This window comes from Pseudomonas sp. JY-Q (assembly GCF_001655295.1).
GTDB lineage: Bacteria > Pseudomonadota > Gammaproteobacteria > Pseudomonadales > Pseudomonadaceae > Aquipseudomonas > Aquipseudomonas alloputida.
Window position 1 is genome coordinate 3,296,466 of record NZ_CP011525.1, and the last position, 12,299, is coordinate 3,308,764.

The 12,299-nt window shown below is 57.2% G+C and carries 8 protein-coding genes; 7 read left to right on the forward strand and 1 reads right to left on the reverse strand.

The features are described 5' to 3' along the window. The first annotated feature begins 244 nt into the window (after window positions 1–244). From AA098_RS15010 to AA098_RS15040, 7 genes are all read left to right on the forward strand, one after another. Complete coding sequence (locus tag AA098_RS15010; RefSeq protein WP_004374843.1) at window positions 245–1,321, forward strand: efflux RND transporter periplasmic adaptor subunit; 1,077 nt, start codon at window positions 245–247, stop codon at window positions 1,319–1,321. Then, on the forward strand, window positions 1,318–4,527 hold the full coding sequence (locus AA098_RS15015; protein ID WP_064614620.1) for an efflux RND transporter permease subunit: 3,210 nt from the start codon (window positions 1,318–1,320) through the stop codon (window positions 4,525–4,527). Before AA098_RS15010 ends, AA098_RS15015 begins: the two co-directional genes overlap by 4 nt. Window position 4,528: 1 nt before the next feature. Continuing rightward, window positions 4,529–5,962: an efflux transporter outer membrane subunit gene (locus AA098_RS15020; RefSeq protein WP_014861895.1), complete on the forward strand. Its 1,434-nt coding sequence runs from the start codon at window positions 4,529–4,531 to the stop codon at window positions 5,960–5,962. Between the two features lie 295 nt (window positions 5,963–6,257). Beyond that, window positions 6,258–7,673 (forward strand): DUF2252 domain-containing protein, encoded by a 1,416-nt coding sequence (locus AA098_RS15025; RefSeq protein ID WP_217427663.1) that lies wholly within the window; start codon window positions 6,258–6,260, stop codon window positions 7,671–7,673. A gap of 86 nt (window positions 7,674–7,759) precedes the next feature. Beyond that, a complete protein-coding gene (locus tag AA098_RS15030) occupies window positions 7,760–8,872 on the forward strand; it encodes a hypothetical protein (protein WP_064614622.1) in 1,113 nt (370 codons plus the stop codon). A gap of 385 nt (window positions 8,873–9,257) precedes the next feature. Beyond that, entirely contained in the window at window positions 9,258–10,598 is a 1,341-nt protein-coding gene (gene potE / locus AA098_RS15035; protein ID WP_004374854.1) for a putrescine-ornithine antiporter, read from the forward strand. Window positions 10,599–10,646: 48 nt separating this feature from the next. Continuing rightward, entirely contained in the window at window positions 10,647–11,555 is a 909-nt protein-coding gene (locus AA098_RS15040) for an amino acid ABC transporter substrate-binding protein (protein ID WP_004374856.1), read from the forward strand. Between the two features lie 223 nt (window positions 11,556–11,778). Here AA098_RS15040 and AA098_RS15045 read toward each other — a convergent pair whose 3' ends face one another. After that, entirely contained in the window at window positions 11,779–12,141 is a 363-nt protein-coding gene (locus AA098_RS15045; protein ID WP_004374858.1) for a histone-like nucleoid-structuring protein, MvaT/MvaU family, read from the reverse strand. Window positions 12,142–12,299 lie beyond the last annotated feature (158 nt).

The following is a 12,299-nucleotide window of genomic DNA, read 5'->3' on the forward strand; positions in this document are numbered from 1 at the left end:
CCTCGTGCTGCAACTTGATTTTTGTCAGAAGTGCCACCCTCTGCGGGTGCTAGCGTTGTGACAAGAGACGGGCTATGCATCTGTTCAAGTGAGCTTCACGGAGAAGGGTATGCGCTGGAACATTAATGTTGTCAGACAGCCTGTCGGTTTGCCCATCGCCATTGTCCTAGGCGCCTTAAGTCTAGTTGCCGGCTGCGGCAAAGAACCCGTCTCCCCTGCGCATAACCCGCCTGAAGTCACTGTGATGACGGTCACCGCCCGCGACACGCCAGTGACTTTCGAATTCGTTGCCCAGACCCAAAGTTCCCGCGAGGTGGAAATCCGTGCGCGCGTGGCCGGTTTCCTTGATAAGCGGCTGTACACCGAAGGCGATTTGGTCAAAGCCGGACAAACGCTGTTCCAGATGGACCGCAAACCGTTTGAGGCCGCGCTGTTGTCGGCCCAAGGCCAACTGGCCCAGCAACAAGCTCGCTGGGAGGTAGCCAAGTCCACGTTGGCGCGGGTACGGCCGCTGGCGGCGCAGAATGCGGTCAGCAAGATGGACCTTGACAATGCGGTGGGCAACGAACGTGAGACCCATGCCGCCGTATTGGCCGCAGAGGGTACTGTGCGTACCGCGCAGTTGAACCTCAGCTACACCACCATCAGCTCACCCCTTGCCGGACTTTCGAGCTATGCCAAAAAACAGGATGGCAGTTATGTGACGCCAGGTGAGTCGGGGTTATTGACTTCGGTGTCACAGATGGACCCGATGTACGTGAACTTCAGCCTCTCGGAAAACGAGACGCTGAAATACCGCGACGAGATAGCCGCCGGCCATCTCATTTTTCCACCGCGTAGTGATTTTATCGTTGAAGTGGTATTGGCTGACGGCACCGTGGCGCCCAACACTGGCAAGGTGAATTTTCTGGCACCTTCCTACAGTCAGGATACTGGCACCTTCCTGGTTCGGGCAGTGCTCGCCAACCCCGATGGCTTGCTGCGTCCTGGTCAGTTTGTGAGAGCCCTGGCCAAAGGCGCTACGCGACCCAATGCCATTCTTGTGCCGCAAAAAGCCGTGCTGGAAGGTTCCAAGAGTCACTTCGTGTGGGTCCTCAATGCCGAGGGAAAACCTGAGCAACGCGTGGTTGAAGTGGGTGACTGGCAAGGTGACAACTGGTTCATCAACAAGGGGCTACGGGTCGGCGAGCGCATCGTGGTCGATGGCGCGATCAGGGTCACGCCAGACGGGCCATTGAAGATCGTCGGTATACCTGGTGCCTCGTCAACAGGCTCAGCCGATGGGCAAACAGCAAAAGCCGATGAGGGGAAAAGCCAGTGAGCATTTCCCACTATTGCATTGACCGGCCGATCTTCGCTTCGGTGATCTCCATCATCATCACCCTGGCCGGTGCAGTGGCCATGCTCAAGCTCCCTGTTGCGCAGTACCCGGATATAACGCCGCCGCAGATTACGGTGGCCGCGACGTACCCCGGTGCCGATGCGCAAGTCGTGGCCAATAACGTGGCCGCGCCCATCGAACAGCAGGTCAATGGCGCCGACAACATGATCTACATGAACTCGTCGAGCTCCGCGACGGGCAACATGACCCTCAATGTTTTTTTCGAAATAGGCACCGACCCTTCGTTGGCGCAAGTCGACGTGCAGAACCGGGTCAATCTGGCCCTGCCGCAACTGCCCTCCGCCGTGCAGAACCAGGGTATCCAGGTACAGAAAAAATCCTCGGCCTTCATGATGGTGCTTGCGGTGTATTCCGCCGGCGACCGCTACGACAGCACCTATGTCGCCAACTACGCCAACCTTTATATCCTCGATGCGATCAAGCGGATTCCAGGGGCGAACCAGGCCAGTATCTTCGGCACGCCGGACTACGCCATGCGGATCTGGCTAAAGCCTGACCGTATGGCCCAGCTGGGCATCACCGCCGCCGATGTACAGAAAGCCGTCGCCAATCAGAACCAGCAGTTCGCCGTAGGCAGGGTTGGCCAGTCGCCTACGGGGCAACCCGTGGAGCAGTCGTTTGCCGTGACCACCAAGGGACGCCTGACCGAGCCTTCGGAATTCGAGAACATCATCTTGCGTGCCAGCAACAACGGCGCGGCGGTTGTTCGACTCAAAGACGTTGGACGCGCCGAGCTGGGGCAAAAAGACTATTCCTTGCGCAGCACCTACCAGGGCCGGCCGGCGACGCTGATTTCCGTGTACCAGCAACCCGGCGCCAATGCCCTGGATGTTTCCGCAGCAGTGACCAAGACCCTCTCGGACATGAAGGCCACGTTTCCCGAGGGCATCGAGTACAAGATCGTGATGGACACCACGGCCTTTACCCGAGCTTCGATTTCCGAGGTAATCCACACCTTCTTCGAAGCCCTGGTACTGGTGGTTATCGTGGTCTACATCTTCCTGCAGAGCCTGCGGGCCACGCTCATTCCGGTGCTCGCGGTGCCGGTGTCGATCGTCGGCACGTTCATCGGCATGTCCGCACTCGGGTTTTCGGTGAACATGCTGACGCTGTTTGGCATGGTGTTGGCCATCGGTATTGTGGTGGATGACGCGATCGTGGTGATCGAAAACGTCGAACGCAACATGCAGGTGCACAAGATGACGCCCAAGGACGCGGCAAAACGGGCGATGGATGAAGTGGCAGGCCCGGTGGTGGCCATCGTCCTGGTACTGTGCGCGGTGTTCATTCCGGTGGCCTTCATGGGCGGCATCACCGGTCAACTCTACAAACAGTTTGCGATCACCATCGCCATATCTGTAGTAATTTCCGGCCTGGTCGCCCTGACCTTGTCCCCCGCCCTGGCCTCCCTGCTACTCAAACCGCAGCACGGTGACAAGAACGCCTTTTTCCGCTGGTTCGAACGCAGTTTCGAGCGCTTGACCGAGGGCTATTCACGCTCGGTGGCGTTCATGATCAAGCGCTTTGTGCTGGCATTGCTACTCTTTGCCGGCATGATCGTGCTGATCCTGTTGATGGCCGAGCGCATCCCCAGCGCGTTCCTGCCACCGGAAGACCAGGGCTACTTGCTTGGCGCGGTGATCATGCCCGACGCTGCCAGCCTGGATCGCACCGCCGAGGTCGGCAAACTGGCCAGTGACTTCTTCATGAAGGATGAGGCCGTCGAAGGTGTCGCGATTGTGAACGGCTACAGCCTGCTCGACGGCCAGAACAAGAACAATGCCGGTGCGTTTTTTGTCGGTTTCAAGGATTTCGAGGGGCGTTACAAGGACGCCGAAACCATCAAGGCACAAAGCGCCCCCGCAGTGATCCAGAAGGCCACGCGGGCGTTTTCTACCGTTCAGGGAGGGATCATCTTGCCGGTCAACCCACCGTCCATTCCCGGCCTGGGTACCACCGGAGGCATGGAAGTCTGGGTTCAAAGCAAGGGCGACGGCAATGTCGACCAACTGGCGGAACTGGTCGCCAATCTGGTGGCGAAAGCCAAGACACGTCCGGAGCTGGGCGTCATCACCTCCACCTTCAACGTGTTTTCCCGTCAATTGATGGTCGACGTCGATCGCGAGAAAGCGGAATCCCTGGGCGTACCGGTCGAAGATGTCTACAGCGCCATGCAGACCATGTTCGGCTCGCTCTACGTCTCGCAATTCAACAAGTTCAGTCGCCTGTGGCAGGTGATTCTGCAGGCCGAACCGGCCTATCGCTTGAAGGCCGAGGACCTGCAGCAGATCTTCGTGCGCAGCAAAAACCTCGACATGGTGCCGCTCAAGGCCTTGCTGACCACCCGCTACGTCACCGGTCCCGACCTGCTAACACGTTTTAACAACTTCCCGGCGGTCAAACTCACAGCGAACCCGGCGCCAGGCTACAGTTCAGGCCAGGCACTCAAGGCTCTGGAGGAAATCGGCGCGGAGATCATGACCAATGACTATGCGCTGGCATTGAGTGGCGAGGCATTCGAGGAAAAAAAGAGCGGAGGTGCCTCCTCCCAGGTATTCATCTTCGGTCTGGTGATGGTGTTCCTGATCCTCGCGGCTCAGTACGAAAAGTGGTCACTGCCCGTGGGTGTGCTACTGGCCGTACCCTTTGCCTTGTTCGGCGCCCTGCTCGCCGTCCTGCTTCGGGGCTTGAGCAACGACGTCTATTTCCAGATCGGCTTGACCATGCTGGTGGCGCTGGCCGCCAAAAACGCCATTCTGATTTTCGAATTTGCGGTATTGAACCGGGAAACCGGCATGTCGACCTACGATGCCGCGATGACCGCAGCAAAAGAACGTCTGCGCCCTATCGTAATGACGTCCCTGGCGTTCATCCTCGGCTGCGTGCCTCTGGCCATTGCCGTCGGCGCCTCGGAGAATAGCCGTCACTCCATTGGTACCGGGGTAATTGGTGGCATGGTGGCGGCGACGGTGATCGCGATCTTCTTCATCCCTCTGTTCTATTACCTGGTGGAGCGAATGTTCGGGGAAAAGGACAACGCCCAAACAGCCGCCAAGCCAACTGCTTCGACGCAGGCTCCGACGATTCCCGACGGCGCGGCACAAAACCGACATGAGGGGGATTGAGATGCGTAAGCCTCCTATCCCGCTGATGTTGTGCCTGAGCCTGGCGGGTTGCATGGTGGGGCCAGACTACCAGCCCCCGAAAATCGACACCCCCGCTGCCTACCGTTATGCGGACAAGGAAGCAAAAGACCTGTCGAATACGCTGTGGTGGGAGCAGTTCCACGACCCGGTCCTGAATGAACTGATCCGCACGGCGCTGCTCGAAAACAAGGACATCAAGATTGCCGCCGCGCGGGTCGAAGAATTCCAGGGCCGTTACGGCCAGACCCGTTCCCTCTTGTTTCCACAAGTCGGTCTGGGCGCCCAAGGGCAGCGCTCCCGTTCGCCGCGTGACACCGGTCCGGTCTCGCTGGACCCATCGGTGGACCCGGTGTTCAACAACTACCAGGCCATTCTCAGTGTGAACTGGGAGCTGGATATCTGGGGCCGGTTGCGCCGCCTGGATGAATCCGCCCGTGCCGATTTGCTGGCCTCGGAAGAAGGCCGTCGAAGCGTGATCTTGAGTCTGGTCGCTTCGGTTGCGTCGAGCTACGTGACCCTGCGTGACCTCGACCGGGAACTGGAAATCGCCCGCACGACCGCCAAGGCTCGCAGTGAGTCCTACGAAATATTCAAACTGCGCTACGGTGCCGGCACCATTTCCGAAATGGAACTGGCACAGAATCAATCCGAACTCGAGCGCACCCAGGCGTCAGTTGCGCAACTCCAACCCCTGGTCGCGCAACAGGAAAACGCCTTGGCCGTGCTGCTTGGGCGTAACCCTGGGCCAATCATCCGCGGCCGTGACCTGGCCCAACTGAATCTGCCAACGGTGCCGGCCGGCTTACCATCAGACTTGCTTGAACGGCGACCGGACTTGCGTCAGGCAGAACTGAATCTGATATCGGCCAATGCACAGATCGGCGCTGCCAAGGCTCAATACTTCCCGACTATTTCCCTGACCGGCCTGTTAGGTTCCGCCAGTAACCAACTGTCGAACCTGTTCACTGGACCCGCTTCCACCTGGTCCTATGGTGTGGCGGTAAGCATGCCAATCTTCACAGCCGGCGGTATTGCCGGGCAGGTGCAGCAAGCTGAAGCCATCCAGAAACAGGCGCTGCAAATTTACCAACAGTCGATTCAATCGGCGTTCAGGGACGTGGAAAATGCCTTGGTCGCATCGAGCAAATCCAGAGAACGGATGGCCTACCAAGCCAGGCAAGTCGAGGCACTGAGCACTTATGCCCATTACGCACGGTTGCGCTACGACAACGGTTATACCAGCTACATCGAGGTGCTGGACGCCGAGCGCAGCCTGTTCGACGCCGAATTGGATTACACCCGCACCCGCGGTTCGGTGTTCACCAACATGATTGATCTGTACAAGGCGACTGGTGGTGGCTGGGTGACCGAGGCGGACAAACTGACAGCAACTGCCAATCAAAAGCGACCATGAGCATGATGGAGACACCGTGTCGGCAGACCGGTTTAGCCGTGCCAACGCCAGCGGTAGCTGTACCTTGGCCCTCTCGAGGTTAAACACTTGCGCTGGAAGGACAGTGTCGCGGGATGACGGATCCGGCTCACAGGCAAACCACAAAACGCTCCCGCCAAGGCTATGAAATGTGCGGTTTTCCAAGCGGAGCATCCACGCAGCTCAGGGGCAGGCTGCTACGCTTTTGTGATGGGACCGAACCATAACGCGATCTTGCTCCTGAACAACTTCGACTTCGTTGAGTAAAGGAGTGGAAATGTCTCCCAGTAAGAAGAAATCCGTCCAGGGTGCGGCTCGAGAACCAAAGTTCGGAATTTACGAGCCGACTTTTCGCTCGCGAAAAGAACGCCTGAACGCAGGAGAGCGGATACGCGAGAGCCTGCCACACTCATCTCACGCAGTGTGGAAACCACCGCGCAAGCATCGTAACCCTATCGATCTCCTTGAAGCGTCCAATCGATATAGACTCCCCAGTCTAGTGCCCGTGCGCTATGGACGCATGTTGCGCAGCCCCTTCACCTTCTTGCGCGGTTCTGCGGGATTGATGGTTCATGACTTGGCCAGCCTCCCCAACACCGGCATTCGGGTACAGGCGTGCGGTGATTGTCACCTGTTGAACTTCGGACTGTTCGCGACACCCGAGCGCAATCTGATTTTTGACATCAATGATTTCGACGAAACCCTTCCCGCCCCCTGGGAGTGGGATGTCAAACGCCTGGCGATCAGCTTCGCCGTCGCGGCTGCAGATAACAGGCTCAGCGAAAAAGATGCCCACGCGATCGCCGTCAAATCCGTTAAAGCTTACCGGGAACGTCTACGCGAGCTTTCGAAATTGAGCCCGCTGGAAGTCTGGTATGACCACCTGGATGCACAAACGATCATCGATATGGCCCCCAATGCCAAAATCAAAAAAAACCGTGAGCAATTGATAGAAAAAGCCAAGGTTCGAGTCGGCGATTACCTTTATCCCATGATCAGCAGTGAAGTGGCGGGCCGTCGACGCCTGATCGATCAACCCCCTGTTCTGTTTCATATCTATGAAAAGGACTTTGATAAACGGGTGCATGCGGCACTGCAAGACTATCGATTATCGCTACCCCATGAACGCCGCATACTGTTTGATCGGTACCGTCTCGAAGACTTTGCCGTCAAAGCCGTCGGAATAGGGAGCGTCGGCACCTATTGTTTTGTCGGCCTGTTCTTTTCCGCGGAGAACCACCCCCTGCTTCTGCAATTCAAGGAAGCGTGTCCTTCCGTGTTGGGGCCTTACGCGGGAAAAAGCGAGTACGAGAACCAGGGGCAACGCATTGTCACAGGGCAGCGGCTGATGCAGTCTTCCAGCGACATTTTTCTGGGCTGGACGCAAGGCCAAAAAGGCCGCCATTTCTTTGTGCGGCAGTTGCGAGACATGAAAATGTCTGCGCCGATCGAAGGCGCAACGACCACACAAATGAAGCTGTACGCCGAGCTATGCGGTCGTACCCTCGCGCGTGCCCATGCAAAATCCGGGGATGCGGCACTGATTAGCGGCTATTTGGGTAAGTCGGACTCCTTCGATCAGGCCATCGGCAAATTTGTCATGACCTATGCAAAGCAAAATGCAAAAGACTATGCCGCGTTGGTAGCCGCAGAAAAATCCGGACGGATCAAAGCATTGAGAGAAGAAGACTGACACCGCCGCCCCGTGCTGTTGCCTTAACCGAACGCGCTGAATGCCATTACCTGAGGCCCACCAAAAATGCGTCATGAGGCAACACTATGGATCACCAGACCTCAGTGCCGAAGATCACGCACCTACCGTACCGTATCCGCCTGTTGGTACTGATCGCCACGGCGTGCTACGTCGGAGGCTGCGGTACGCTGGGGCCGACCTCGATACAGCGCGATCGCACAGACTACGGCACAGTGATTGCCACGACCTGGAAAGAACAGACACTGCTCAATATCGTCAAGTTGCGCTACGCCGATGCACCGGTGTATCTGGAAGTCTCTTCGGTGATCAGCTCCAGCGCCATACAAAGTCAGGTCAACCTCGCAGCAGGCTGGTTTTCGGGATGGCCCAACGACGGTAGCAGTCAGGCCATAGGCGCATCCGGCGTTTACACAGATCGTCCAACAATCAGCTATACACCGCTTTCCGGGGAGCGGTTCTCACGCTACTTGTTGCAACCCTTATCTCCTGAGGCCGTTTTTTCGCTTATTCAGGCAGGCTACCCGGTCGACCGCGTGCTGCAATTGACCGTCCGAGCAGCGAATGGTGTGTACAATCGATCGGTATCGCCTACACGCTTGCGTGCCGCAGATCCACGTTTCTATGAGCTATTGGATGCGTTAAGGCGGATACAGCGTTCGGAATCGCTAGGTGTAAGAGTCAGTACCCGCGCCAACGAAAGAAGCGAAGTGCTCATGATCGAACGTGACATCCCCGATGATGTGGAGAAGGATCGCCTTACCGTACGAAAGATTCTTCACTTGCGGCCCGACAAGGATGAACTGACGCTTACTTTCGGTATGGTATCCAGGAGCGATACCGAGATTGCGCTCCTGACACGCTCCATGTCAGAAATCTTTCTGGAACTCGCCGCGACGATCGAGGCCCCTGCCGCGCATTTGCAAGATGGGCGAGCAAACCCCATGCCTCCCGTGCCCGATCATCCCAGTCCGTGGGACGATCCTCTGGTTCGCATCCATTCGAGCGAAGAGCGACCCGCTGATGCCTATGCTGCTGTGCACTATCGCGACTATTGGTTTTGGATCGACGACCACGACATGAAATCCAAATCGGAGTTTTTGTTCATACTGGTACTGTTCTCTCTTGCCGAAACAGGCGTGGCGCCGCAAGCCCCGGTGATCACCGTACCCGCTAACTGATGTGACAGTCATTATCCATAACCCGCCAAGGTCATATCAAAGGCGCTGCCGGTTGGACGAAGTGAAATAGGCAAGGATCATTGATCTTTATCAATTGTTAACGGTTAATCGAGTTCACGCTGATAACGACGCAACGCCGCACCGCCACGGAGTACCCGCCGTAAGCAATCCATCGTCGATTACCTGTTGGCGATAGCACTGTTCGATGGCCCTTTCCCGGGCTTTGAACCTGCCAACCTGCTGTCAAGATCAAGCGAGATCTGCCAGGTGCGCCCACCCTGCAGAGTTTACGTAGTCAAGCATTGAGCATTAGCCCCCTATTCGGCCACGCGTTGCACGTTGCCGGACCAAGGTTCAAAACATTGAACGCGGCAAGGAGTTTGCGATGGCTGATTCAAGCAAAAAAATGAGCCTGGTCGGGCTCACGACGCTGGTGACAGTCAACATGATGGGTTCGGGGATCATCATGTTGCCTACCAACATGGCTCAACTGGGTGCCGTCTCGCTGTTGTCGTGGCTTTTCACGGCAATCGGCTCGATGGCCATCGCTTATTGTTTTGCCCAGTGCGGCGTCTTCTGCTCACGCTCTGGCGGGTTGTCCGCCTACACCGAAGAGGCTCACGCGAAGTCGGGTTTTTTCCTCTGCTCGTACCTGTACTTCCTGTCTCTGGCCATCGCCAACGTAGCCGTGGCCATCTCTGCGGTGGGCTACATGACCGCTTTCTTGCCCTGGCTGGGTAGTGGTGCCATCCCGTTGTGCATAGGCACCATCGGGCTAATCTGGCTGACCACCTTCGCCAACTTCGGCGGCCCCGGCATCACCGGCAAGATCGGTGCTTTCACGGTCTGGGGCGTGATCATTCCGGTAGCGGGCCTTTGCATCATCGGCTGGTTCTGGTTCAAGCCCGATGTACTGGTCGCCGCCTGGAACCCTAACGATCTGCCGATTTCCGAGTCCATCGCCAAAGCCATTCCTCTGACCCTGTGGGCGTTCCTGGGCATGGAGTCGGCGGCCCAAGCCACCGATGCCGTGGAAAACCCCAAGCGCAACGTGCCACTGGCCTGCCTGTTCGGCACCTTGGGGGCTGCCGGTGTCTATATACTGTCGACCACCGTCATCCAGGGCATCATTCCCAATGCCGATCTGGCCAAGTCCACGGCGCCCTTCGCGCTGGTCTACGCCACGATGTTCAATCCATTGGTAGGCCATATCGTCATGGCCCTGGCAGTCATGGCGTGTGTCGGCTCGCTGCTGGGGTGGCAATTTACCTTGGCGCAAACTGCCAAGATGACCGCCGACCAGAACCTGTTCCTCAAGTTCTTCAGCAAGGTCAACGCCATGAACGCCCCTGTCGTCGGCATGATCGTCTGTGGCGTGCTGCAAACCTTGATGGCCCTGTCGACCATTTCACCGGATGCCGCCGCCCAGTTCAGCAAGCTGGTCAACCTGGCGGCGGTGACTAACCTCATCCCATATTTAACCGCGCTGACCGGTCTGCTGGTCATCATGTACAAGGCCGGTGTCTCAACGACGATCTACGCGCGCAACCTGGTAGTGCTGCTGGTTGCGGTGACGTACTCCTTGTATGCCCTGTATGCCTGCGGCAAGGATGCGGTGATGGGCGGCACCCTGGTACTGGCCTTCGGTTACCTGCTCTACGGTTTCCTCGCCAAGCGTTTCACCGACACGCTGCCAGCCGAACAGGCCGGGGCCGGCAATCCTTAGGCGCGGCAGCCAGGACTGCACAGACATCTGCATACGGGGAAACCGGACATGAACGTACCCTTTATCAAAACCACCCGTTTTTTGCTCGCTCTGGCGTTTTTGACGCTGCCTTTGATGGCCAGTGCCTCCACACTTGAACGCGTGCGCAGCAGCCACAGCTTCACCATGGGCTACCTGCCAGACCTGGCCCCCTTCAGCACGCAGGAAGGCGACAAAGCCAGCGGCTATGCCATCGAGCAGTGCCTTAAAGTTGCAGACAAGCTCAAGCGCGAACTTGGCCTGCCGGACCTGCAAGTGCGCTACCAGCCGGTTACGGTTTACGAGCAGGTCAGTGCGGTGAGCCAGGGGAAAGTCGATATTCTCTGCACGCCGACTCCGCCCACTCTGGAACGGCGCAAGACGATCAGTTACGCCATACCGATCTACACCGCCGGTCTCTCTGTCGTGGTGCGCAAGGATGCCCCCGAATCGCTGCTTAATGTACTCAATGGCAAAGTCGCCAATAGCGGACCGACCTGGCGAGCAAGCATCAACAGCGGTCTGGCCAACCACACATACGCCACCATTGAGGGCGGTGTAACCGAAGACTGGATTCGCGAAAGGATGCGCCTGCTTGGTGTAATCGCTTCACTGGTTACCGTGGCCAACAACGATGAGGGCATCAAGCTGGTCGCCGACGGCAAGGCGGACGCGTTCTTTGCCGAGCGCATGTTGCTGAAAAACGAAATAGCCAAGGAAGGGGCTCCCAAAAACCTGATGCTCCTGGACCGCATATTCGAGTACTCGCCGGTGGCGATGATGGTGGAGCGCAATGACGACGACTTCCGCCTGCTGGTCGATACGGCCTTGAGCGAAGCCTATCGTTCGGGCTCCATTGAAAAGGACTACGACAAATACTTGGGAGGGACCAACGATATCGTGAAGAAATTGTTCAGGGTGTATGCGTTACCCGAGTGACATCAATCACTACAGGCCGTCTGCAAGCAGCCTTCCAGGCGCTGTATGAAAAGCCGTCTCAAGGCTTTTCATACCGACGCTAACCTTGGCCGCAGGTCGCTAGGAGAAACGCCATTTCCTGAGCGTGGCAAGTGTCGAGGAAACCATGGGATACAGCCTGCCAATCCACGGGCAAAAGAAACGGCCTCTGAGGTCGTTTCTTTTTTTGCGTCTTTGATCGAACTTAGGAAACCCAAGACTCGACCACATCAGATCCATATTGAGCCTTCCACTCCTTCAGCAGTTTGTGGTTGCCACCTTTGGTCTCGATGATCTCGCCGTTGTGCGGGTTCTTGTACTGCTTAACCTGACGAGCGCGACGAGGTGCTTTCTCTGCGGCAGCAGGTGCGGCACGGCGACTGGCCTGTGGATCCAGAAGGTTGATGATGTCACGAAGGCTATAGCCATATTGGCCCAGCAGATCGCGCAGTTTGGTCTCAAACTCGATTTCTTTCTGAAGCTCACGGCTGCCTTTCATGGCCTCCAGTTCGGCCAACTGGGCGGCCAATTTTTGCTCAAGTTGTCTAAATTCTGCCAGACGCGACATGGGGATACTCCGAAGTTGGACAGGTGACCTTTAGAACATCCTAACGCAGTTTAAATTCAAACCGAAATGAAAATCAGGGCTACCTGCTCCACTTTCCTGTTGCAGTGCAAGCGCCACACCGCCAATGTCTCATTTAGAGATGCCTGAATTTGAAACCC